Origin of the sequence: Rhodovulum steppense (assembly GCF_004339675.1) — a bacterium.
Taxonomy (GTDB): domain Bacteria; phylum Pseudomonadota; class Alphaproteobacteria; order Rhodobacterales; family Rhodobacteraceae; genus Rhodovulum; species Rhodovulum steppense.
In genome coordinates this window covers 1-21,616 of the sequence record NZ_SLVM01000028.1, presented here as the reverse complement: position 1 = coordinate 21,616, position 21,616 = coordinate 1, and the positions used below count along the sequence as shown (strand labels likewise).

The window sequence follows — 21,616 nt, the reverse complement described above, 5'->3', positions numbered from 1 at the left end:
CGTCCCGCCACAGGAAATCCGGCCGAGCGAGGGGCCGATCCGGCGGACAGCGAGGCAAGCACGGCTGGAGGCCTGTATCGACGATGAACTCCCTCATGCGAACGGCCCTTGCGGGCGGAATGATGGCGATCTGGGCATTGGCCGCCCAGGCGCAGCAGGAATCGACCAACAATGTCGCGGTCAAGACCGACTGGAACGTCTTCGTCGAGACGAACCCGCGCGAATGCTGGGGCGTCTCGCCGCCGAAGGAGACGGTGAACACTCGCGACGGTCGGGTGGTCGCGGTGAACCGGGGCGAGATCCTTCTGTTCGTGACCTTCCGTCCCGGCGCAGGCGCGGCGGGTGAGGTATCGTTCACCGGTGGATACCCGTTTGCCGATGGCTCGACCGTTTCGGTCCAGATTGGCAACGAGACCTACGAACTGTTTACCGAGAACCAGTGGGCCTGGCCTGCCTCGAAGGAGAACGATGCCCGGCTGCTGGCCGCGATGAAACGCGGGGCCGAGGCGGTGGTGACCGGACGATCCTCGCGCGGGACGCAGACCAAGGACACCTTCTCGCTGATGGGCTTTACCGCCGCGATGGAGGAGGCCGAGCGCCGCTGCGCCGGCAACTGACCCCGGCCCGGGGCCGGTGACGGACATCCCGCATGCGGCTGCCGCCTGCGGGATGTTTCATTTTGCGGGCCGATCCCATATAAGGAGCGCCCACCCGAAGGAGACGCGCCAGATGACCGCGAGCCCGCCGATCACGCCCGAGGTGCTGCCGATTCCGCGCAAGCCGCCCGAGGCCGCGCGCCTGAACCTGGTGGGCCTGACCCGGCCCCAGCTGCGGGCCGCCCTTGTCGCGGCGGGCACGCCCGAAGCGCAGGCGAAGATGCGCGAGAACCAGCTTTGGCAATGGATCTACCACAAGGGCGTGCGCAGCTTCGACGCGATGACCAACCTTGCCAAGGACTACCGCGCGCTGCTGGCCGGGCATTTCACGATCGAACTGCCGGAAATGGTTGCGCGCACCGTCTCGGCTGACGGCACGCGGAAATACCTGGTCCGCATCGCGGGCGGCCACGAGGTCGAGGTGGTCTATATCCCCGAGGACGGGCGCGGCACGCTCTGCATTTCGTCCCAGGTGGGCTGCACGCTGACCTGCACCTTCTGCCATACCGGCACGCAACGGCTGGTGCGCAACCTGACCGCGGCCGAGATCGTCGGCCAGATCATGCTGGCCCGCGACGATCTGGGCGAATGGCCGGCGCAGGGTCGTGCGCCCAAGGACGAGACGCGGCTGATCTCGAACCTCGTGCTGATGGGGATGGGCGAGCCGCTTTACAATTTCGATGCGGTCCGCGACGCGATGAAGATCGCGATGGATAACGAGGGCATTTCTCTGAGCCGCCGCCGGATCACGCTGTCGACCAGCGGCATCGTGCCCGAGATCGCGCGCGCGGGCACCGAGATCGGCTGCATGCTGGCGGTGTCGCTGCATGCCACCACCGACGAATTGCGCAACCAGCTGGTTCCGATCAACCGGAAATATCCGCTGACGCAACTGCTCGACGCGCTGCGCGCCTATCCGAAACTGTCGAATTCCGAGCGGATCACCTTTGAATACGTGATGCTCAAGGGCGTGAACGACAGCGACGCGGATGCGCGTCGGCTGGTCAGGCTGATTGCCGGGATCCCCGCCAAGATCAACCTGATACCGTTCAACGAATGGCCCGGCGCACCCTATCAGCGGTCCGCCTGGGAGCGGATCGAGGCCTTTGCCGACATCGTGCACAAGGCGGGCTATGCCAGCCCCATCCGCACGCCGCGCGGCGAGGATATCATGGCAGCCTGCGGGCAGTTGAAATCCGCCACCGAGCGCGCGCGGAAAAGCCGCTTCGAGATCGCCGCCGAGGCCGGCCTGCCCCAGCCCGAACGCGTCGTGCGCCGCCCGGACGCGCCCGACCTGCACTGACCCCGTCCCGAAAGCCCGGGGCACTCCCGCCCCCGGGCCGCCCGGGGCTTGCGCCCCGCTTGCCCGGCGTTGGGCGTGGCGCGGCCTTGCGGCCGCGCGGGGGTATTTGGGCCAAGAAGAAGGGTGCGGTCAGCCCTTCGAGGTCCAGCGCTCGATCACGGCAAGCGCCTCCTCGGCGGTTTCGACGAAGGTGAAGAGGTCCAGATCGGCGCGCGAGATCGTGCCCGCCTCGGCCAGGGCCTCCCAGTTGATGACCTTTTCCCAGAATGCCCGGCCGAACAGCAGGAAGGGCACCGGGTCCATCCGCTCGGTCTGGATCAGCGTCAGCGCCTCGAACATCTCGTCCAGCGTGCCGAATCCGCCGGGGAAGATCGCGATGGCGGCGGCGCGCAGAAGGAAATGCATCTTGCGGATGCCGAAATAGTGGAAGTTGAAGCACAGATCGGGGGTGATGTAGGGATTTGGCGCCTGTTCGTGCGGCAGCACGATATTGAGCCCGATCGACACGCCGCCCGCCTCGGCCGCCCCGCGATTGCCCGCCTCCATGATGCCGGGGCCGCCGCCGGTGACGATGACGTGATGCTTGCCGTTGCGCTGGCTCTTCTCGGTGATCAGCCGGGCGAATTTCCGCGCCTCGTCATAATAGCGCGTGTAGTCGGCCAGCGTTTCGGTCGCGGCCTCGCCCCGGCGCGCGGGCTCGGGGATGCGGGCCGAGCCGAACAGAACGATGGTGCTGTCGATGCCGAATTCCTTCATCACCAGTTCGGGCTTCATCAGTTCCAGTTGCAGCCGCACCGGGCGCAGTTCGTCGCGCCACAGGAATTCGGGATCGGCAAAGGCAAGCCGATAGGCCGGGGCGCGGGTCTGCGGGGTATCGGGGACCTCGCGGATGGCTTCGACATCCTCCTGGGCGTCGCGGAACGGGCGTCGGGTGTCGTTATGCATGAACCTCTCGTCGGGCTTGGATTGCGCCGGGCAAGTCTAGCCTCTATAGCCTGATGTCCAGTTAAACCATCCATCTTTCCGGGGGAATTCCATGTCCGACGTCCAGCTCGAAGCCGCCATCGAAGCCGCATGGGAAGCGCGCGACACGATTACCCCCGCCACCAGGGGCGAGGTTCGCGACGCTGTCGAGGCGACGCTGCATGCGCTGGACCAGGGCACGCTGCGGGTGGCCGTGCGCCAGGCGGACGGGCGCTGGCATGTCAACCAATGGGCCAAGAAGGCGGTGCTGCTGGGCTTCCGGTTGCAGGACATGGGCGTGCAGACCGGCGGGCCGCAGGGCGGCACCTGGTGGGACAAGGTCGACAGCAAGTTCGCCCATTGGGGCGAGGCGCAGTGGAAGGCCGCGGGCTTTCGCGCGGTACCGAACTGCGTGGTGCGCCGCTCGGCCCATATTGGCAAGGGCGTGGTGCTGATGCCCTGTTTCGTCAATCTCGGGGCCTATGTGGACGAGGGCACGATGGTCGACACCTGGGCGACGGTCGGATCCTGCGCGCAGATCGGCAAGAACGTGCACCTGTCGGGCGGCGTGGGCATCGGCGGCGTGCTGGAGCCGATGCAGGCCGGCCCCACCATCATCGAGGACAACTGCTTCATCGGCGCCCGCTCCGAGGTGGTCGAGGGCTGCATCGTGCGCGAGGGCTCGGTGCTCGGCATGGGCGTGTTCATCGGCAAGTCGACCAGGATCGTCGACCGCGAAACCGGCGAGGTGATGTATGGCGAGGTGCCGCCCTATTCGGTGGTCGTGGCGGGGTCCATGCCGTCGAAGGGCGGCGTGAACCTCTACTGCGCGGTGATCGTGAAACGGGTCGACGCACAGACCCGGTCCAAGACCGGCATCAACGAGTTGTTGCGTGACTGACGGACCGGACAACGCGCTGAACGTCGCCACGAGACATTTCGACTACTTCTGGGGGGAGTGTCAGCGGCTCGGTCGCGTCTACTGGACGCTTCATGAACTCTACTTTGGCGAACCGGAGACTTCGGTCCCCCTATTGAACAAGCTTGCCCCGGGTCTGTTCTCCGAGATGCTCGACGTTTACAGCGAGCGTCTTCATCTCGGCATTGCCCGGTTGACCGATGGGAAAGAAACACGCACCAAGAGTGGGCCGCGCCGGAACTTATCCGCTCATGGGGTTGTCGCGGCATTTCAAGATGCAGGTCTGCCCGCCGAGGCAGAGGGACACTTGGCCGATATGTTGTCCCGGTTTCGGAAAGACCAAGACCTGGAAATCCTGCGCCACTGGCATATCGCGCATCTGGATGCCGAGGTTATCATTAACGGCCGACCTCTATCAGTCCCTTCACTCAATTCGCTGAATGACTTTTTCGCAGTGCTTCAGCAGTTTATCGAAACAGCGAGCGAATCCCTTGGCCGCCCTGTCACAGAGGCCGTCTTTCTGGTGAATGTCACCGGGTATAGCGAAAGGCTGCTGAATTGGCTCAACGCTCTCGACTTCGCCAATGCATCGGATGAGGCCATTCGCTTCATGAATCGAAACACCTTGCCGCCTTGCTTCCGTCCCAGTCGAAAGATCAACTTGCCTCCACGGGGTGGCCGATAGGTTTAGCGCCTGACTATTGGTTGTTTCCCGAAGCCGGTTCTTGAAAAGGTTCGCCTGTGACCGAAAAACCGAAGAAGCCGCACCACGTCTATACCCTGCTCGTCGAGGTCGGGCGCAAGCCTGACGACGGGCTGCCCGAGGGCGCCACGGGGGCGGGGCTGATGTGTTATGCCTCGGGCGTGGACGAGGCCGAGGCGGTGCGCGAAACCGTTACCGTGCTGAAGCAGGCCGGGCTCGCGCCGCTGGATGTCACGGGCTACGGCACCGCCGAGGAGCGGCGCGCGCAGGGCCATGAGATCGACGCCGAGGAAGCCGCTCTGATGGACCGGGCGCTGGCCGAGAACGCGGTGATCGTGGCGCAGATGGAGCCGTTCTTCGACGGTGACGAGGACGACTGACCCTCAGCCGCCGGGGCGCAGCCGGAAGATCATGTAGCGGTTGTCGCGGCAGAACGCCTTGGCCGTGCGTTCGCGCCCCATCAGCCGGGCGGCCAGTCTTTCGCGGCGGCGCGCGTTCAGCACAAGGCCCAGCGCGCGGTGCATCAGCCATCGCCCGCGCGGGCGTTTCGCGGCCAGTTCTGCGTCGATCCGCGTGATGGCATGGCCGAACACGTTGAACAGCGCCTGTTCCAGCTCGATCGAGGGGGCGACGGCCTCGGTGATGTCCTCCTCGGCCAGCGGCACGAGGCCGCGCGCCGCCAGCTCCGTGCGCATCAGGGCCAGCCGGTGCCCGCCGCCCGCGGCGCGGATCCGGCCACCGCCCTGGAAACCGTCCGATCGGAAACAGTCCGCGATCAGGATCTCGCCGCCGGGCACCAGAAGGCCGGCGGCCTTGTCGAGCGCCAGCGCGCAGGGGATGTACTGGAAGCTTTCCGAGAACAGGCACAGATCGAAGCGCGGGGCCGAGGCGAAATCCTGGAACGGCATCTCGTGCACCTTGGCCGCGGGCGCGTTGGCGCGGCAGCGGCTGGCGAGGAAGGCGCTGGGCACCACGATCTCGACCTCGTGGCCCAGCGCGATCAGTTTCGCAGCCGTTTCGCCCGCCCCGCCGCCGATATCGAGAATCCTCAGCCGCCCTTGGGGCAGGTACGAGAACAGCCGTTCGGTATAGGCCGCCTGTGCCCGGCCCAGATTGGCCGCTGTCACGTCAAGGCCGGTCCACAGCCCGTAATGCAGGTTCTCGGCCCCGGTCAGCCAGCGGATGAAGGCAAGGCCCGCATCAAGCCCCACCGCGCGGGTGTCGATCTTCCCGGTCATGCGTCCCCTCGGTTTGGTCGCCGCTTCGATGCGCGATTTCGGTCCTGGGGGCAAGCTCGGGTTCAGCCTATCCGCCCGGAAAGCTCGGCAACGACGCGCTCGTAGACCGCGCGCTTGAAGGGCACGATGCTGGCCGCCAGTTGGGCGGGGTCGAGCCAGGCCCATTCCGAGAACTCGGGATGCTCGGTCGCGATGTCGATCTGGTCGTCGGTGCCGAGAAAGCGCATCAGGAACCAGAGCTGCCTCTGGCCGCGATAGCGCCCCTTCCAGATCTTGCCCATCAACTCGGGCGGCAGGTCGTACTGCACCCAGTCGGCGGTGTGGTCGATCACCTCGACCAGATCGGGCGTCACCCCGGTTTCCTCGAACAGTTCGCGCAGCGCCGCCGCCAGCGGGTCCTCGTCCGCGTCGATGCCGCCCTGGGGCATCTGCCAGGCAGGTTCGGGCCAGTCCTTGCGCTGACCGACGAAGACGCGGCCCTCGGCATTCACCAGCATGACGCCGACGCAGGGGCGATAGGGCAGCTTCTCGATTTCTTCGGGGCTCAGCATGGGCATGGCGGGCCGGCGCATGGTCCGGCCCTGTCCTTTCTAGTCGTTCGGGCCAAGCGCCGAGAGGCCCTTGAGGATGTCGATCGCATAGGCGAGCTGGTAATCCTCCTCGCGCAGCTTGGCGGCGGCCTCGGCCTTCTGCAACTCTTCCTCGGCCTGGCGGCGTTCATCCTCGGTCATGCTGTCATTGCCGAGCGCGCCGCGCAGATCAGCCTCGGACCGGCTGGGGCGGCCATTGGGCGTCTCTTCCTCGGCAACCGGGCTGCGCGGGGGCTGGGCCACGACGATGTCGGGCGACACGCCGAGCGCCTGGATCGACCGGCCCGAGGGGGTGTAGTAGCGCGAGGTCGTCAGCCGCATCGCGCTATTGCCCTTCAGCGGCATCACCGTCTGGACCGAGCCCTTGCCGAAGCTCTTGGTGCCGACCACGATGGCGCGGCGATGATCCTTGAGCGCACCGGCCACGATCTCGGAGGCCGAGGCCGAACCGCCATTGATCAGCACCACGATCGGCTTGCCGCCGGTGATGTCGCCCTTGGTGGCGTTGAAGCGGTCGCTGTCCTGCGGGTTGCGGCCACGGGTCGAGACGATCTCGCCCGCATCGAGGAAGGCGTCGGACACCTTGATCGCCTGCGGCAGCAGCCCGCCCGGGTTGTTGCGCAGATCCAGCACGACGCCTTTGACATTCTCGATGCCGCCCAGTTCCTCGACCGACTTCTGCCACTCGGCTTCGAGATTGGTATAGGTCTGGTCGTTAAAGGTGGTCACGCGCAGCACCACCGTATCCCCCTGAACGCGCGAGCGCACCGCCGTCAGCTTGATCGTGTCACGGATGATGGTGACGTCGAAAGGTTCGGTCGCCGGGCGGACCACGGTGATAACGATCTCGCTTCCCACGGGGCCGCGCATCATCTCGACCGCCTGGTCCAGGGTCAGGCCCAGCACGCTTTCGCCGTCGACATGGGTGATGAAATCGCCCGCCTCGATCCCGGCCTCGTCGGCAGGCGTGCCGTCGATCGGCGAGACCACCTTGACGAAACCGTCCTCCTGCGTGACTTCGATGCCCAGCCCCCCGAACTCGCCCCGGGTCTGCACCTGCATGTCGTCGAAATCCTTGGGCGGCAGGTAGCCCGAATGCGGGTCGAGCGAGGTCAGCATTCCGTTGATCGCGGCCTCGATCAGCTTGGACTCGTCCACCTCCTCGACATATTGCGCGCGGATGCGTTCGAACACATCGCCGAAAAGGTCGAGCTGTTCGTAGACCGAACTCTTGCGGGCGGCCTCTTGCGCGAGCAGCGGACCGGCCACCTGTGTGGCCAGGACCGCCCCGGCAATGGTGCCGCCCAGCGCGGCCAACGCGAATTTCTTCATGGCGTCCTCAATCCTTGTCGTGCGTGAACCACGGTTCGGGGTCCACCGGGCGTCCGCCCTGTCTCAGTTCCATATAAAGCGTTTCCGTGCGCAAATCGCCATCACGATTTGAGGCGCCATCCAGAAACGCCGCCGTCCGCGGATCGGCGCCGCCCATCAGTCCCACCGGGCGGCCCGCCGATAGTACCTCGCCCTCGGCTCCGTAGACCTCGGCCAACCCCGCCAGAACCATCAGATAGCCCTCGGCGGGTTCCAGTACGATCACGTTTCCGTAGTCGAGCAGCGGCCCGCGATAGCGGATCGTCGCCGGGACCGGCGTCGTGACAAGCGCCAGCGGGCGGGTTGCCAGCACCAGACCAGGGCGCGACACGTCGGCCGCGTCGGATTCGTCGAAGCGGCGCAGGATGGTCGCCTCGACCGGCAGCGCCAGTCGCCCTCGCAGGGCCGCGAAATCCCCGGGCAGGCTGTTTTCGGGCGCGGTCGGTCCTTCCGTTTGGGCCAGCCCCGCCGCAAAGCCGTCTAGCGTGTCGCTGGCCTCGATCAGGTCGCGCAGCCGGTCGGGATCGGCGGCGAAGCGGCGCGGCAGGTCGCGGCGCTCGGACATCGCCTGGCTGAGTTCCGTGCGCGCCCGCTGTGCCCCGGCCAGCCCCTCGGCCAGCGTCTGGGCGGCGCTTTCCTGAAGCGCGCGCATCAACGCGATTTCCTCAAGCCGGGTGCGCAGGGCGTCCGCCTCGGCCTTAAGAACGGGTGTGACCTCGCCCAGCATCATGCCTGCGCGCGCGGTGCCGAGCGGCCCGGCAGGATGCAGCAAGAGCGTCTCGGGGCTTTGCGGCATGCCCGACAGCGCGCCCAGCAACTGCGCGATCTCGGCCCGGCGGGCGTCGAGCACCAGCGCGATGGCCTGCTCGCGGATCGCCGCACGCCGCATCCCCTCGCGCAGCGCGGCCAACCCGTCCTCATAGGCGCGGATCGTCTCGCTGAGTGCCGCGACCCGGTCGCGCGCGCCCTCTGCGTCCTGAAGCGACCGCGCCGCCGCGCGCAGCGCCTCGGCAGCGGCGCGCGCGGTTTCGGCAGGGGCGCTCTGGGCGGCGGCAGGCGCGGCGCCCGCCAGCGCAAGGATCACAAGGAGGGCGCGCGCGCGTCTCACGTCTCGATCAGGCTGGAGCCGGTCATCTCGGGCGGTTTCGGCAGGCCCATCAGGTCCAGCACCGTGGGCGCCAGATCGGCCAGCCGCCCCTCGCGCAGACGCGCGCCTTCTGGGCCGCCCACAAGGATCACGGGCACCGGGTTCAGCGTATGCGCGGTATGCGGCCCGCCGGTCTCGGGATCGCGCATCATCTCGCAATTGCCGTGATCGGCGGTGACGATCATCGCGCCGCCCGCCTGCTCCAGCGCCGCGATGGCCCGGCCAAGGCCGTGATCGACCGCCTCGCAGGCCCGGATCGCGGCGTCCAGAATGCCGGTATGTCCGACCATGTCGGGATTCGCGTAGTTCACCACGATCAGATCGTAGCCCTTGCCGATGGCCGCGACCAGCGCATCGGTGACGGCCTCGGCGCTCATCTCGGGTTGCAGATCATAGGTTGCCACCTGCGGCGAGGGTGGCATGAAGCGGTCCTCGCCCGGCTCGGGCACTTCCTTGCCGCCGTTCAGGAAGAAGGTGACATGGGGGTATTTCTCGGTTTCGGCCAGGCGGAACTGGCGCAGCCCGTGCCGGGCCACCCAAGCGCCCAGCGTGTTGACGATCTCGCGGGCGGGGAAGACCGTGGTCATCCAGTCGTTATGCGCGTCGGAATATTCCACCATGCCGAGGATCGCGGAAAGCCGCGGACGGCGGCCCGTCTCGAAGGCGTCGAAGCCCGGATCGGCAAAGGCGCGCAGGATCTCGCGGGCGCGGTCGGCACGGAAATTCAGGCAGAACAGCCCGTTGCCATCCGTGATTCCGGGCGCATCGGCGATCACGGTGGGTTCGATGAACTCGTCTGTCTCGCCCCGATCATAGGCAGCGGTGACCGCGGCCTCGGGCGTGTCCGCCGCCTCGCCCAGCCCGCTTGCCATGGCGTGATAGGCCAGTTGCACCCGGCCCCAGCGGTTGTCGCGGTCCATCGCGTAATAGCGGCCGATCACGCTGGCGACATGGGCGCCCTCGGGCAGGCCCGAAACCAGCTCGGCGATGAAGCGGTCGGCGGATTTCGGGGTCACATCGCGCCCGTCGGTCAACGCGTGGATCGCGACCGGAACGCCCGCCGCAGTGATCGCGCGCGCGGCGGCGAGGATGTGGCGGATATGGCCATGCACGCCGCCATCCGACACAAGCCCGATCAGATGCGCGGTGCCACCGGCCGCCTTGACCCGCGCGATGAAGTCGCGCAGCGCCGCATTCTCGAAAAAGCTGCCATCCTCGATGGCAAGGTCGATCTGGCCCAGATCCATCGCCACCACGCGCCCTGCGCCGATATTGGTATGCCCCACCTCGGAATTGCCCATCTGCCCCGACGGCAGCCCGGCATCGGGGCCGTGGGTGATCAGCCGCGCATGCGGGCAGGTCGCCATCAGCCGGTCGAAATTGGGCGTGGCGGCCAGTTCGGGGGCGTTGTCCTTGCGCGTGGGGCCGATGCCCCAGCCATCGAGGATGCACAGGATCACGGGTTTCGGCGCGGTCATGGGCAGGGGCCTTTCACGGTTCGGCCCCTTCTAGGCGCGGAGGCGGGGAAGGACAACCGGAGCCGCGAGGGGTGCGGCCCTCTGTGCCGACTCCATTCGTGGGGCGCTCCGCGGGGGATATTTCTGGCCAGAAGAAGCTCAGATTCGGTGATAGGGGGTGCCTGCGAGGATCTGGGCGGCGCGGTAGAGCTGTTCGGCCAGCATCGCGCGGGCCAGCATGTGCGGCCAGACCATCGGCCCGAAGGACAGCGCGGTGTCGGCCCGGGCGCGCAGGGCGGGGTCTAGCCCGTCGGCGCCGCCGATCAGGAAGGCGGCGGCGGAGCGGCCCGAATCGCGCCAGCGGGCCAGGAGCGCGGCGAAATCCGGCGAGGACAGCATCTGGCCGCGTTCGTCGAGCGCGCAGAGCGCCGCGCCCTCGGGCAGCGCGCGGGCCAGAAGCGCCGCCTCGGCGGCGGGGCCGCCGCCCTTGCGGTCCTCGATTTCAACGACGGTCAGCGGGCCGAGGCCCAGCGCGCGGCCGGTCCGGTCGAACCGGGCCGCGTAATCGTCGACCAGCGCGCGCTCGGGGCCGGAGCGCAGCCGGCCCACCGCGCAGAGATGGAGTCGCATTCAGGCCCGTGCGGCGGGCACGCCTGCGGGCAGCCACATCTTCTCGAGCTGGTAGAACTCGCGCACTTCGGGGCGGAAGACATGGACGATCACGTCGCCGGTGTCGATCAGGACCCAGTCGCCCTGGTCCTTGCCCTCGAGCTTGGAGTTGCGGCCGAGATCCTGCTTGAGCCGGTCCTTGAGCTTTTCCGAGATCGCGGCGACCTGGCGGGTGGAGCGGCCCGAACAGATCACCATGTAATCGGCGATGCTCGACTTGCCGCGCAGGTCGATCGTGATCACGTCTTCGGCCTTGTCGTCGGAAAGGGAGGCGAGGATATGGTCCAGCAGTTCTTCGCTCGACATATCGGGAACCCGGCCGGTCATGGCGGGATTCGGCGCGGCCGCCTCGCGGGCCGCTTCGAGATGGTGGGACAGGACATCGTCCTCCTACGCTGCGCGCCGTCCATGCCCCGGCGCCGGGCCTGACGCCAATCTAGCATCGGAAAGGTGAAATCTCAATGATCGCCGCATGTCGCAGGCCCTATCGGGCAAGCACCAGCCCGATTTCGTTGCGTCGGCTCCAGGGCGGCGTGAACGGACCGTCGTAGAACATCAGCCGCGGCGCACCCACGGTCGCGAGTCCCCGTTCGGCCGCATGGGCGCGCAGGGCCGCCTCGGCGGAGGAAAGCCGTGCCGGGGTCGGGCGGCCGGAAAACCGGGTGACGAGCATGCGCTCGGCGGGCAGGCGGCGCAGCGCCACATGGGCGCTTTCGGGGGCGGGCAGGCTGTCGATATTCGCGCCCTCGGGCATGAAGAAGCGCAGCGTCCAGCCCCGGTCGGTCCGGGTCTGGTCGACCGGAACGGTCATGGCGATCTTGCCCTGCGCGGCGTTCTCGCCGTTGATGTAGTCGAAGAGTTCGACGAAGCCGCGTCTCGCGGCGGCGGGGCGCTCGCCTTGGACGGTCACCTCGGCCACCGTGCGGGGCGGGTAGCTTCGGATCTCGATCCCATCCGCTTCCTGTTCGACGGTATGGGGCACCTCGGGCGTGCCGCGCCAGGTCTCGGCCAGACCGGCAACCGGGGCCGCGGCGACAGCGAGGGCAAAGAGCAGCGGGCGCATCGGCGGGTCTCCATCCTTGTCGTGCCAAGATGGGCGCGGCCGGGGTTCCGCGCAAGGCGGGCCTGCCCTTGATCGGCGGCGCGGAACGGCGTATCTGGTCGGGCATGAAACGCATCTTCGACATGGACGACCGCGCGCGCCTGCCCTGGCGGTTCTATGGCGCGGCCCATTCCGTTCTGGCCCGCCCCTGAGCCGGGCCGTCATCCCGTTTCGCCATTTCCGAACGAATAGCCGCGGAGAGTTCCATGACCGGCAAGACGCTTTACGACAAGATCTGGGATGCCCACCTGGTCGACCAGGCCGAGGACGGCACCTGCCTTCTCTATATCGACCGTCACCTCGTGCATGAGGTGACGAGCCCGCAGGCCTTCGAGGGGCTGCGCATGTCGGGCCGCAAGGTGCATGCGCCCGACAAGACCATCGCGGTGCCCGACCATAACGTGCCCACCACCGAGGGCCGCGAGAACACCGCCAACATGACCGAGGAAAGCCGCATCCAGGTCGAGGCGCTGGACCGCAACGCGCGCGAATTCGGCATCCATTACTACCCCGTGACCGACATCCGGCAGGGCATCGTCCATATCGTCGGCCCGGAACAGGGCTGGACGCTGCCGGGCATGACCGTGGTCTGTGGCGACAGCCACACCGCCACCCATGGCGCCTTTGGCGCGCTGGCGCATGGCATCGGCACCTCCGAGGTGGAACACGTCCTGGCCACCCAGACGCTGATCCAGAAGAAATCCAAGAACATGAAGGTCGAGATCACCGGGAAATTGCTGCCGGGCGTTACGGCCAAGGACATCACGCTGGCGGTGATCGGCCTGACCGGCACGGCGGGCGGCACGGGCTATGTGATCGAGTATTGCGGGCAGGCGATCCGCGATCTGTCGATGGAAGGCCGGATGACGGTCTGCAACATGGCGATCGAGGGCGGCGCGCGGGCGGGGCTGATCGCGCCCGACGAAAAGACCTTTGCCTATGTGATGGGCCGCCCGCATGCGCCCAAGGGCGCGCAATGGGAAGCGGCGCTGTCGTGGTGGAAGACGCTTTACTCCGACGATGACGCGCATTGGGACAAGGTGGTGACGATCCGCGCCGAGGATATCGCCCCCGTCGTGACCTGGGGCACCTCGCCCGAGGACGTGCTGCCGATCACCGGCCAGGTGCCGAACCCTTCGGAGTTCCAGGGCGGCAAGGTCGAGGCCGCGCGCCGCTCGCTCGACTACATGGGCCTGACGCCGGGGATGAAGCTGACCGATATCAAGGTGGATGCCGTCTTCATCGGGTCCTGCACCAATGGCCGGATCGAGGATCTGCGCGCCGCGGCCGACATCCTGCGCGGCCGAAAGCTGGCCCCGGGCGTGCGCGGCATGGTGGTGCCGGGCTCGGGTCTGGTGCGCGCGCAGGCCGAGGAGGAGGGGCTGGATACCGTCTTCAAGGAGGCCGGTTTCGAATGGCGCCTTGCGGGCTGTTCGATGTGCCTCGGCATGAACCCCGACCAGCTTGCCCCCGGCGAGCGCTGCGCCGCCACCTCGAACCGCAATTTCGAGGGCCGCATGGGCCGCGGCGGCCGCACCCACCTGATGAGCCCGGTCATGGCGGCCGCAGCGGCGGTGACCGGCCATCTGACGGATGTGCGTGAATTCGTGGCGGAAACGGTCTGATGCGGGTCCAGTCGATCAGGGTGAAGAACTTCAAGGCGTTGCGGGATGTCGATATCCGCGACATGCCGGGGTTTGTAGTCTTTGTCGGTGCCAACGGTACCGGCAAGTCCACCTTGATCGACGTTTTCAGTTTCCTCAAGGATTGCCTTAAGGACAATGCCCGCGCCGCCTTCGACCGGCGCGGGGGCTTTCGCCAGGTTCGTTCAAGCGGGGCTGGAGAGGCCGAGACGATCCTGATCGAGCTCAAGATCGATCTGGATTTCCGCAGCGAGGACAAGCGTCGCATAGTTACCTACGCGGTCGAGTTCGCCGCGGATGGTCCGAAGGTCGTGGTCGAGCGCGAGCTTCTGCACTGGAAACGCGGCAGTTACGGTCGGCCGTTCCACTTCATCGACTTCCATCGCGGGCAAGGCGTTGCCATTGCCGAGAGCTTCGATGCCTTCGACACCGAGGTGAAGGATGCCGACCTTATGCGCGAGGAACAGGCGCTGGACCGGCCCGACCTTCTGGCCCTCAAGGGACTTGGCCAGTTCCGCCGGTTCGATGCAGCAAGCCAGTTGCGAGACCTGATAGAGAACTGGACGGTCAGCGATTTCCATATCACCGAGGCCCGACGCGAGCCGGATGTGGCGCCCGCCGAGCATCTCAGCCCCTCTGGGGACAACCTGGCGCTCTACGCCCAGTATTTGCGTGAGTATCACTCCGGGGTTTACGCCGAGATCGTGCAGGCCATGGCCGAGCGCGTGCCCGGAATTGGAGACGTAGTCCCTGAGTCCACGGGCGATGGACGAGTGCTTCTGCGTTTCAGGGACCAGAGCTTCGCGGACGGGTTCATCGCCCGCCTTGTCTCGCACGGAACGATCAAGATGTTTGCCTATCTGGCTCTGCTCCACGATCCCGACCCGCATCCGCTCTTGTGTATTGAAGAGCCTGAGAACCAACTCTACCCCAGCCTGATGGGGCTTCTGGCTGAGGAATTCGCTGCCTATGCCGAACGGCGGCGAGGAGCGGCACAGGTCTTCGTGACCACGCATTCGCCGGACTTCCTGAACGCGGTTCCGCTCGGGTCGATCTACTGGCTGCGCAAGGACGGCGGTTACACGCAAGTTCAGCGCGCGGCCGACGATCCACAACTCGTCGATTTCGTCCAAGAGGGCGACAAGCCGGGATGGCTCTGGCGGCAGGGTCTGTTCAAGGGTGCCAATCCCTGATGCTCGTGATCCTGACGGAAGAGGAGTCGATGGAGATCACCCTGCGCGACATCTTGCCGCGCCTGGGAGTAGTCGAGTTCCAGATCATCACCTTCCAAGGGGTCGGCGATCTGGAGGCATCGCTTACAGCAAAGATCAAAGCTTGGCGCGATCCCTCTGCCCGGTTTCTTGTCATCCGCGACAACGACAACGGCGATTGCGGGACCCGAAAGCAGCGTTTGCTAAAAAAGATCGCGGCCGCCGGAGGCGCGAGACCTGCAAAGATACGCCTCGTCATGCAGGAGCTCGAAGCATGGTTTCTGGCCGATCCGGAGGCGCTCGAGAATGCCGGCTACCTCAAACCCGGCAGCCGACCCGCTCTTCTGCGCGACCCGGAAAGCCATGCAAGGCCGGTCGATGCCCTTCGGAAACTTGACCCTGCATACCAAAAGGGACTTGGCGCGCGCCGGATCGCCCCGCATCTCAACCCCGACCGCAACACTGCCGCAAGCTTTCACGCCACAATCCAGGCTATCCGCGACCTGACCGCAGCCTAAGGAGACGCAACCATGGACAAGTTCGAGAAACTCACCGGCATCGCCGCGCCGCTGCCCTTGGTCAATGTCGACACCGACATGATCATCCCCAAGCAGTTCCTCAAGACGATCAAGCGCACGGGGCTGGGGGTGAACCTTTTCGACGAGATGCGCTATGACGAACAGGGCAACGAGATCGCGGATTTCGTGCTGAACCAGCCCGCCTACCGGCAGGCGGAAATCCTGATCGCGGGCGACAATTTCGGCTGCGGCTCGTCGCGCGAACATGCGCCCTGGGCGATCAGGGATTTCGGCATCCGCTGCATCGTGGCGCCCGGCTTTGCCGATATCTTCTTCAACAACTGCTTCAAGAACGGCATCCTTCCGGTGGTCCTGCCGCAGGAGCAGGTCGACGTCCTGATGAAGGATGCCGAGAAGGGGGCGAATGCGCGGATGATCGTCGATCTGGAAACCCAGACGATCACCACGTCGGACGGGGTCGAGATCGGTTTCGAGGTCGATCCGTTCCGCAAGCATTGCCTGCTCGAAGGGCTGGACGATATCGGCCTGACGCTGGAAAAGGCCCCCGCCATCGCCGGGTTCGAGGCGCGGATGGCGCAGGAACGGCCCTGGATCTGAGCATGACCCCGGCCGCCCTGCTTCGGGTGGCGGCCGGGCTGGCCTTGGCGCTGTGGCTCGCTGCCGGGATGGCGGCAGCGGCCGATCTGCGCGTCGCGGCCTATAGCTCGGGGCTTGCGCGCAAGGGGCCGGGGCTGTTGCTGGCCGATATCGCGGGCGGCAAGGACCCGCAGGTTGCCGCGGTGGTCGAGGTGATCGCCGCCACGCGCCCCGACATCCTGCTCCTGCTCGATTTCGACTATGACATGGACCTGCTGGCCATGCGGGCGCTGGCCGACCGGCTGCGCGCGCGCGATCTGGATTATCCGCATCTTTTCGCGCTGAAGCCCAATACCGGCATGCGCAGCGGGCTCGATCTGGATGGCGACGGGCGGCGGGGCGGGCCGCGCGATGCGCAGGGGTTCGGCTATTTCCCCGGACAGGGCGGCATGGCGCTGTTCTCGCGCTACCCGGTCGAGGCCGGGCGCGTGCGCGAATTCTCGGACCTTCTGTGGCGCGATCTGCCCGGCGCGACGCTGCCCGTGGTCGATGGCCAGCCCTTCCCCTCGACCGAGGTGCAGGCGGTGCAGCGGCTTTCGACCACCGGGCATTGGGACGTGCCGGTGCGGGTGGGCGGGACGGTGCTGCACCTGTTCGCCTTTCACGCCACGCCGCCCGTTTTCGACGGGGCCGAGGATCGCAACGGGCTGCGCAATCGCGACGAGTTGCGGCTGTGGACGCTGTATCTCGACGGCGCGCTGCCCGGCGCCCCCCCGCCCGATGCGCCTTTCGTGGTGCTGGGCGATGCCAATCTCGACCCCCATGACGGCGATGGCCGGTCCGAGGCGATGCGCGCGTTCCTTGCCGATCCGCGGCTGACCGACCCCATGCCCCGGTCCGAGGGCGCCTTGCGGGCGGCGGCGGTTCAGGGCGGCGTCAACGCGACCCACCGCGGCGATCCCGCGCTGGATACCGCCGATTGGGACGATACCCCGCCCGATGGCCCCGGCAATCTGCGGGTGGATTACGTTCTGCCCTCGGCCGATCTGACCGTGACCGGGGCCGGGGTATTCTGGCCCGCCGAGGGGCCGATGGCAGGCACCGTCGCGGCAGCCTCGCGCCACCGGCTGGTCTGGGTCGACCTCCGCCTGCCTTGACCCGGCAAGGGCCAGCGGCTACGCCGCATCCCGACCCTTCAGGACAAGGACAGGCCCACATGACGAACACCCTTCTGATCCTGCCCGGCGACGGCATCGGCCCCGAGGTGATGGCCGAGGTCACGCGCATCATCGACTGGTTCGGCGCGCGTCGCGGGCTGAAATTCGACGTTTCCGAGGATCTGGTGGGCGGCGCGGCCTATGACGTGCATGGCGTGCCGCTGGCGGATGCCACGATGGCCAGGGCGCAAGAGGTGGACGCGGTGCTGCTGGGTGCCGTGGGCGGGCCGAAATACGACGCGCTCGATTTCAGCGTGAAACCCGAACGGGGCCTGTTGCGCCTGCGCAAGGAGATGGACCTGTTCGCCAACCTGCGTCCCGCGCAATGCTTCGACGCGCTGGCGGATTTCTCGTCGCTGAAACGCGACGTGGTCTCGGGGCTGGACATCATGATCGTGCGGGAACTGACCTCGGGCGTCTATTTCGGCGAACCGCGCGGCATCTTCGAGGAGAAAGACGAACGGGTGGGCATCAACACCCAGCGCTACACCGAGTCGGAAATCGACCGGGTGGCGCGCGCGGCGTTCGAACTCGCACGCAAGCGGGGCAACAAGGTCTGCTCGATGGAGAAGGCCAACGTGATGGAATCGGGCATCCTGTGGCGCGAGGTGGTGCAGCGCGTCCACGATGCGGATTACCCGGATGTCGAGCTTTCCCACATGTATGCCGACGCGGGCGGCATGCAGCTTTGCCGTTGGCCCAAGCAGTTCGACGTGATCGTGACCGACAACCTGTTCGGCGACCTGCTGTCCGATGTTGCCGCGATGCTGACCGGCTCGCTGGGGATGCTGCCCTCGGCCTCGCTGGGGGCACCGATGGCGAATGGCCGACCCAAGGCGCTGTACGAGCCGGTGCATGGCAGCGCGCCCGACATCGCGGGTCAGGGCAAGGCCAACCCCTGCGCCTGCATCCTCAGCTTTGCCATGGCGCTGCGTTATTCCTTCGATCGGGGCGACGAGGCGACCCGGTTGGAACGGGCCGTGGAAAAAGTGCTGGCGGATGGCGTGCGCACCGCCGACCTGATGCAGGCCGAGGGCGCCACCCCGGTCAGCACAAGCGGCATGGGCGACGCGATCCTGGCTGCGCTTGACGCGAGCCTGTAGAAGGTTGCTGGAGAAGGCGGCTCCCACCGAGATTGCGTAACTGGCCCCCCCTTTCCATGACGAATGGGTGCGATGACTGGCAGATCGCACGGGGCAAGCGGAGTGCGCTTCGGGCTGGAGGCGCGCATTGCGTCGTGGCACCCGTCGCGCGAGATCAAGCGGGTGGTGAATGTCGCCTGGCCGCCTTGGCTGCCGAGTTCGAGTCGCTTCACACCGGTTCGGCTCGCCTCTCGAATCCGCCAGAGATGCCGAGCCGGGCCAGCGTGATCCGGCTCGTGCTCACGTTTCGTTCCGAGTGGCAGCTTGTGGAGCGGGTGTACCTGTACACGCTCTTCCGCGGAGTCTCGGGGCGACCATCCGTGTGGGTGCCGATCTTGTTTGCCAAGATCAGAGTCCGGCGTTTGACCTCCGGGATACCGCGCAGTCGTTGTCGGATGCGCGTTTATCGGTTATCAGCCCGCTCGCAAAGGCGTGGGCGTCGATGAAGCGTCTCCAGCCGAGGGCCGAGCGGTTCAGGTCATAATGTCCACGAAACGGGCTGCAGACCATTGCGGCGTATTGATCGCGTCACCGACCGCTGCAAGGGTCGGACGCATGACTGAAAGGAGACGCCCATGACCCGTCCGCTGTCCGATCTGATCGCCCAGGGCCGGGGATTGGCCCCCGCCGATCTGGTTCTGCAAGGTGGCGTCGTGTTCGACCTTGTGACCGGCGACATGATCCCGGGCGATGTGGCGATCTGCAGCGAAACCATCGTCGGGATCGGGGCGGCCTATGAGGGGCGGCAGGTGATCGACGTTTCCGGCCTGACGCTGGTGCCGGGCTTCATCGACACGCATCTGCATATCGAAAGCAGCCTTGTCACGCCCTTCGAATTCGATCGCTGCGTCTGCCCCCGCGGCGTGACCACCGCGATCTGCGACCCGCATGAAATCGCGAACGTGATCGGCCTGCCGGGGATAGACTATTTCCTCGAGGCCGCTGCGCGCACGGTGATGGACATTCGCGTGAACCTGTCCTCCTGCGTGCCCTCGACCGAGATGGAGACGGCGGGCGCGCGGATCGGGGCCGACGACCTCGCCCCGCTCATGGACCACCCCCGGGTGATCGGGCTGGCCGAGATGATGAACTATCCGGGCGTCCTGGCGGGCGATCCGGAAGTTCTTGCCAAGCTTGAGGCGTTCCGGGGCCGCCATATCGACGGGCACGCGCCGCTTCTGTCGGGGCGCGATCTGAACGGCTATGTCGCCGCCGGTATCCGCACCGAGCACGAGGCGACCAGCGCCGAGGAAGCGCGCGAGAAGTTGCAGCGCGGCCTGCGCGTGCTGATCCGCGAAGGCTCGGTCAGCAAGGACATGGCGGCGTTGCGCCCGCTGCTGACCGAGCGCACCGCGCCCTATATGTGCCTGTGCACCGATGACCGGAACCCGCTGGACATCGCCGAATACGGCCATCTCGACCACATGATCCGCTGGATGATCGGGCAGGGCAGCGATCCGCTGGTGGTCTATCGCGCGGCCACGCTGTCGGCGGCCGAGGCGTTCGGGCTGAAGGATCGCGGACTGCTGGCGCCGGGGCGGCGGGCCGATATCGTGGCGTTGGGCGACCTCGCGGAATGCCGGGCGGACCTGGTGATCGCGGGCGGGCGCGTGGTCGATGACGCGGCCTTCGACGCGCGCGACGAGATCGCGCCGGTCGGGCGCTGCTCTGTCCGGGCGCCCGCGGTCACGCCCGAGAGCTTTCGCGCCGCGGCGAACACGGCCGAGACCCATGTGATCGGCATCATCGAGGGCAAGATCCTGACCGAGCATCTGCTCGAACAGATCATCCCCGAAGATGGCGAGAAACGCGCCGATCCAGCGCGCGGGCTGGCCAAGATCGCGGTGGTCGAACGGCACGGCCGCAACGGCAATATCGCGGTCGGATTCGTCCGCGGATTCGGAATGACCGAGGGCGCCATCGCCTCGACCGTCTGCCATGACCATCACAATATCGTCGTGGTCGGCATGTCGGACGAGGACATGGCGCGCGCGGTCAGGCGGCTGACCGAGATCGAGGGCGGATTCGTCGTGGCGGGGCAGGGGACGATTCTGGCCGAACTGGCGCTGCCGGTGGCGGGGTTGATGAGCCTTGAACCCTTCGAGATCGTCGAGGCGCGGCTGGACCATCTGCGTTCGGCAGCGCGGTCGCTGGGCGTGACGCTGGAGGAGCCGTTCCTGCAACTGGCCTTCCTGTGTCTGCCGGTGATTCCCTCGTTGAAGATCACCGATCGCGGGATGGTGGACGTGGACCGCTTCGAGATCCTCGGCTGAGGCGGGGCAGGAGGCGCGGGGCCCGATTTTCCGGTCGCGAGGCGCTTGACGCCGCCGGTAGGGCCGCCTAAAAGGCACCTCACGCCGGGCAAGCCCGGACGGCGCTGCGGTTGTAGCTCAGTTGGTTAGAGTACCGGCCTGTCACGCCGGGGGTCGCGGGTTCGAGCCCCGTCAACCGCGCCATCGCCCGTCCGATCCGCTCGCGCGAAATGCGCGGTTGTAGCTCAGTTGGTTAGAGTACCGGCCTGTCACGCCGGGGGTCGCGGGTTCGAGCCCCGTCAACCGCGCCAATCCTCCCCTGGATATTGCCAATAGGGCATAAGATTGCACGAAACGCCGTTTTCATTGCACACCCCTGTCAAGGCTTTTCTCGATCTGGAGCGCGCGAGGAGCCAGCCGACCGCTCAAGCTTCAGACTTCAATGTATAATTTCCTGTGGGCAGTGCGTATGCGCCTACTTCGGTCTGTTTATCCCGGCCTTGGCTTGAGTCGGGCTGATCAAAGCGGGAACGCCCTCTCCACCTCCTCGCGCAGGTAGAGATGCCCGAAAACCCTGCCTCCGGACGAGAACGGCTGGATGCCGCTTTTCCTCAGCCGGGCAAGAATCATCCTCCGGTGTTCTCCCGTTACCTCTGCCAGGATCTTCAGTGTCACGAACCGCCGTTGAAATCCGGCGCCCCGCAGTTCGACAGCAAATCGGCTGATTTGAGTACCTGCCAATGTTCGGCATCATTGGTCTTGCCCCCGTTTCACCGGACACTCAGGCGGTTGCGGTTTGAGCTGCGATGACCTCGCGGGGCGCGCGCATTTTCAGCCCTGAGTGCGGGTGGTTTTCGTTGTAGTCCTCGATCCAGCCTCCGATCAATCCGAGAACGGTCTGTGCATCCGGCAACGGCG

Annotated in this window: 24 protein-coding genes and 2 tRNA genes; 15 read left to right on the top strand and 11 right to left on the bottom strand. The window is 66.7% G+C overall.

The window, feature by feature from the left end; translation table 11 throughout:
* Positions 1-95 precede the first annotated feature (95 nt).
* Both EV216_RS15305 and rlmN read left to right on the top strand, forming a co-directional pair.
* Positions 96-617 (top strand): invasion associated locus B family protein, encoded by a 522-nt coding sequence (locus EV216_RS15305; protein ID WP_132696402.1) that lies wholly within the window; start codon positions 96-98, stop codon positions 615-617.
* A 112-nt stretch (positions 618-729) separates the two neighbouring features.
* Positions 730-1,959, top strand: coding sequence for a dual-specificity RNA methyltransferase RlmN (rlmN, locus tag EV216_RS15300; protein ID WP_132696401.1), 1,230 nt, complete (start codon positions 730-732; stop codon positions 1,957-1,959).
* 129 nt (positions 1,960-2,088) lie between these two features.
* On the opposite strand, the gene EV216_RS15295 is transcribed toward rlmN, so the two are convergent.
* Positions 2,089-2,904, bottom strand: a complete 816-nt coding sequence (locus EV216_RS15295; protein WP_132696400.1) for an LOG family protein — start codon at positions 2,902-2,904, stop codon at positions 2,089-2,091.
* Between the two features lie 91 nt (positions 2,905-2,995).
* On the opposite strand from EV216_RS15295, the gene dapD reads away from it, so the two are divergent.
* Genes dapD through EV216_RS15280 form a run of 3 tightly spaced genes read left to right on the top strand, consistent with a single transcriptional unit; the run spans position 2,996 to position 4,924 of the window.
* Entirely contained in the window at positions 2,996-3,823 is an 828-nt protein-coding gene (gene dapD, locus EV216_RS15290) for a 2,3,4,5-tetrahydropyridine-2,6-dicarboxylate N-succinyltransferase (RefSeq protein ID WP_132696399.1), read from the top strand.
* The gene (locus tag EV216_RS15285; protein WP_132696398.1) at positions 3,816-4,526 is read left to right on the top strand and encodes an AbiU2 domain-containing protein; all 711 of its coding nucleotides are present in this window, start codon (positions 3,816-3,818) and stop codon (positions 4,524-4,526) included. The genes dapD and EV216_RS15285 overlap by 8 nt, the downstream gene beginning before the upstream one ends.
* Positions 4,527-4,582: 56 nt before the next feature.
* Positions 4,583-4,924 (top strand): hypothetical protein, encoded by a 342-nt coding sequence (locus tag EV216_RS15280; RefSeq protein WP_132696397.1) that lies wholly within the window; start codon positions 4,583-4,585, stop codon positions 4,922-4,924.
* A 3-nt stretch (positions 4,925-4,927) separates the two neighbouring features.
* Here the strand turns inward: EV216_RS15280 and EV216_RS15275 are convergent, their stop codons facing one another.
* From EV216_RS15275 to EV216_RS18370, 8 genes are all read right to left on the bottom strand, one after another.
* Complete coding sequence (locus tag EV216_RS15275; RefSeq protein WP_132696396.1) at positions 4,928-5,782, bottom strand: class I SAM-dependent methyltransferase; 855 nt, start codon at positions 5,780-5,782, stop codon at positions 4,928-4,930.
* A 62-nt stretch (positions 5,783-5,844) separates the two neighbouring features.
* Positions 5,845-6,330, bottom strand: a complete 486-nt coding sequence (locus EV216_RS15270) for an RNA pyrophosphohydrolase (protein WP_132696424.1) — start codon at positions 6,328-6,330, stop codon at positions 5,845-5,847.
* 42 nt (positions 6,331-6,372) lie between these two features.
* Positions 6,373-7,704, bottom strand: coding sequence for a S41 family peptidase (locus EV216_RS15265; RefSeq protein ID WP_132696395.1), 1,332 nt, complete (start codon positions 7,702-7,704; stop codon positions 6,373-6,375).
* A gap of 7 nt (positions 7,705-7,711) precedes the next feature.
* Positions 7,712-8,851, bottom strand: coding sequence for a murein hydrolase activator EnvC family protein (locus tag EV216_RS15260; RefSeq protein ID WP_132696394.1), 1,140 nt, complete (start codon positions 8,849-8,851; stop codon positions 7,712-7,714).
* Positions 8,848-10,368 (bottom strand): 2,3-bisphosphoglycerate-independent phosphoglycerate mutase, encoded by a 1,521-nt coding sequence (gene gpmI, locus EV216_RS15255; RefSeq protein WP_132696393.1) that lies wholly within the window; start codon positions 10,366-10,368, stop codon positions 8,848-8,850. Before gpmI ends, EV216_RS15260 begins: the two co-directional genes overlap by 4 nt.
* Before the next feature lie 138 nt (positions 10,369-10,506).
* A complete protein-coding gene (rlmH, locus tag EV216_RS15250) occupies positions 10,507-10,977 on the bottom strand; it encodes a 23S rRNA (pseudouridine(1915)-N(3))-methyltransferase RlmH (RefSeq protein WP_132696392.1) in 471 nt (156 codons plus the stop codon).
* A complete protein-coding gene (rsfS, locus tag EV216_RS15245) occupies positions 10,978-11,343 on the bottom strand; it encodes a ribosome silencing factor (RefSeq protein WP_132696391.1) in 366 nt (121 codons plus the stop codon).
* A 157-nt stretch (positions 11,344-11,500) separates the two neighbouring features.
* Complete coding sequence (locus EV216_RS18370) at positions 11,501-12,079, bottom strand: SOUL family heme-binding protein (protein WP_165899286.1); 579 nt, start codon at positions 12,077-12,079, stop codon at positions 11,501-11,503.
* 29 nt (positions 12,080-12,108) lie between these two features.
* Here EV216_RS18370 and EV216_RS18365 point away from each other — a divergent pair, with 29 nt between their 5' ends.
* From EV216_RS18365 to EV216_RS15195, 10 genes are all read left to right on the top strand, one after another.
* Positions 12,109-12,270, top strand: a complete 162-nt coding sequence (locus tag EV216_RS18365) for a hypothetical protein (protein WP_165899281.1) — start codon at positions 12,109-12,111, stop codon at positions 12,268-12,270.
* 54 nt (positions 12,271-12,324) lie between these two features.
* Positions 12,325-13,743 carry a 3-isopropylmalate dehydratase large subunit gene (gene leuC, locus EV216_RS15235; RefSeq protein WP_132696390.1) on the top strand — a complete coding sequence of 473 codons (1,419 nt, stop codon included), beginning with the start codon at positions 12,325-12,327 and terminating at the stop codon, positions 13,741-13,743.
* Positions 13,743-14,954 carry an AAA family ATPase gene (locus EV216_RS15230; protein WP_132696389.1) on the top strand — a complete coding sequence of 404 codons (1,212 nt, stop codon included), beginning with the start codon at positions 13,743-13,745 and terminating at the stop codon, positions 14,952-14,954. The genes leuC and EV216_RS15230 overlap by 1 nt, the downstream gene beginning before the upstream one ends.
* Positions 14,954-15,490: a DUF4276 family protein gene (locus EV216_RS15225; RefSeq protein ID WP_165899285.1), complete on the top strand. Its 537-nt coding sequence runs from the start codon at positions 14,954-14,956 to the stop codon at positions 15,488-15,490. Before EV216_RS15230 ends, EV216_RS15225 begins: the two co-directional genes overlap by 1 nt.
* A 12-nt stretch (positions 15,491-15,502) precedes the next feature.
* Positions 15,503-16,108 carry a 3-isopropylmalate dehydratase small subunit gene (leuD, locus tag EV216_RS15220; RefSeq protein WP_132696387.1) on the top strand — a complete coding sequence of 202 codons (606 nt, stop codon included), beginning with the start codon at positions 15,503-15,505 and terminating at the stop codon, positions 16,106-16,108.
* Positions 16,109-16,110: 2 nt separating this feature from the next.
* The gene (locus EV216_RS15215) at positions 16,111-17,244 is read left to right on the top strand and encodes an endonuclease/exonuclease/phosphatase family protein (protein ID WP_132696386.1); all 1,134 of its coding nucleotides are present in this window, start codon (positions 16,111-16,113) and stop codon (positions 17,242-17,244) included.
* Positions 17,245-17,303: 59 nt separating this feature from the next.
* Positions 17,304-18,407, top strand: coding sequence for a 3-isopropylmalate dehydrogenase (leuB, locus tag EV216_RS15210; protein ID WP_132696385.1), 1,104 nt, complete (start codon positions 17,304-17,306; stop codon positions 18,405-18,407).
* A gap of 614 nt (positions 18,408-19,021) precedes the next feature.
* Positions 19,022-20,719, top strand: a complete 1,698-nt coding sequence (ade, locus tag EV216_RS15205; protein ID WP_165899284.1) for an adenine deaminase — start codon at positions 19,022-19,024, stop codon at positions 20,717-20,719.
* Positions 20,720-20,825: 106 nt separating this feature from the next.
* A tRNA-Asp gene (locus tag EV216_RS15200) sits at positions 20,826-20,902 on the top strand.
* 30 nt (positions 20,903-20,932) lie between these two features.
* A tRNA-Asp gene (locus EV216_RS15195) sits at positions 20,933-21,009 on the top strand.
* A gap of 208 nt (positions 21,010-21,217) precedes the next feature.
* On the opposite strand, the gene EV216_RS18360 is transcribed toward EV216_RS15195, so the two are convergent.
* Together EV216_RS18360 and EV216_RS15190 are read right to left on the bottom strand one after the other, a co-directional pair.
* Positions 21,218-21,373 (bottom strand): hypothetical protein, encoded by a 156-nt coding sequence (locus EV216_RS18360; protein WP_165899283.1) that lies wholly within the window; start codon positions 21,371-21,373, stop codon positions 21,218-21,220.
* 106 nt (positions 21,374-21,479) lie between these two features.
* The coding region (locus tag EV216_RS15190) for an integrase core domain-containing protein (protein WP_165899282.1) at positions 21,480-21,616 on the bottom strand (137 nt) is incomplete at its 5' end.

Excerpts from the sequence above, each read along its gene's own strand:
- EV216_RS15305 (WP_132696402.1), top strand. The coding sequence starts at position 96 with ATGCGAACGGCCCTTGCGGGCGGAATGATGGCGATCTGGGCATTGGCC.
- rlmN (WP_132696401.1), top strand. The coding sequence starts at position 730 with ATGACCGCGAGCCCGCCGATCACGCCCGAGGTGCTGCCGATTCCGCGC.
- EV216_RS15295 (WP_132696400.1), bottom strand. The coding sequence starts at position 2,904 with ATGCATAACGACACCCGACGCCCGTTCCGCGACGCCCAGGAGGATGTC.
- dapD (WP_132696399.1), top strand. The coding sequence starts at position 2,996 with ATGTCCGACGTCCAGCTCGAAGCCGCCATCGAAGCCGCATGGGAAGCG.
- EV216_RS15275 (WP_132696396.1), bottom strand. The coding sequence starts at position 5,782 with ATGACCGGGAAGATCGACACCCGCGCGGTGGGGCTTGATGCGGGCCTT.
- EV216_RS15265 (WP_132696395.1), bottom strand. The coding sequence starts at position 7,704 with ATGAAGAAATTCGCGTTGGCCGCGCTGGGCGGCACCATTGCCGGGGCG.
- gpmI (WP_132696393.1), bottom strand. The coding sequence starts at position 10,368 with ATGACCGCGCCGAAACCCGTGATCCTGTGCATCCTCGATGGCTGGGGC.
- rlmH (WP_132696392.1), bottom strand. The coding sequence starts at position 10,977 with ATGCGACTCCATCTCTGCGCGGTGGGCCGGCTGCGCTCCGGCCCCGAG.
- rsfS (WP_132696391.1), bottom strand. The coding sequence starts at position 11,343 with ATGACCGGCCGGGTTCCCGATATGTCGAGCGAAGAACTGCTGGACCAT.
- EV216_RS18370 (WP_165899286.1), bottom strand. The coding sequence starts at position 12,079 with ATGCGCCCGCTGCTCTTTGCCCTCGCTGTCGCCGCGGCCCCGGTTGCC.
- EV216_RS18365 (WP_165899281.1), top strand. The coding sequence starts at position 12,109 with ATGGGCGCGGCCGGGGTTCCGCGCAAGGCGGGCCTGCCCTTGATCGGC.
- leuC (WP_132696390.1), top strand. The coding sequence starts at position 12,325 with ATGACCGGCAAGACGCTTTACGACAAGATCTGGGATGCCCACCTGGTC.
- EV216_RS15230 (WP_132696389.1), top strand. The coding sequence starts at position 13,743 with ATGCGGGTCCAGTCGATCAGGGTGAAGAACTTCAAGGCGTTGCGGGAT.
- EV216_RS15225 (WP_165899285.1), top strand. The coding sequence starts at position 14,954 with ATGCTCGTGATCCTGACGGAAGAGGAGTCGATGGAGATCACCCTGCGC.
- leuD (WP_132696387.1), top strand. The coding sequence starts at position 15,503 with ATGGACAAGTTCGAGAAACTCACCGGCATCGCCGCGCCGCTGCCCTTG.
- EV216_RS15215 (WP_132696386.1), top strand. The coding sequence starts at position 16,111 with ATGACCCCGGCCGCCCTGCTTCGGGTGGCGGCCGGGCTGGCCTTGGCG.
- leuB (WP_132696385.1), top strand. The coding sequence starts at position 17,304 with ATGACGAACACCCTTCTGATCCTGCCCGGCGACGGCATCGGCCCCGAG.
- ade (WP_165899284.1), top strand. The coding sequence starts at position 19,022 with ATGACCCGTCCGCTGTCCGATCTGATCGCCCAGGGCCGGGGATTGGCC.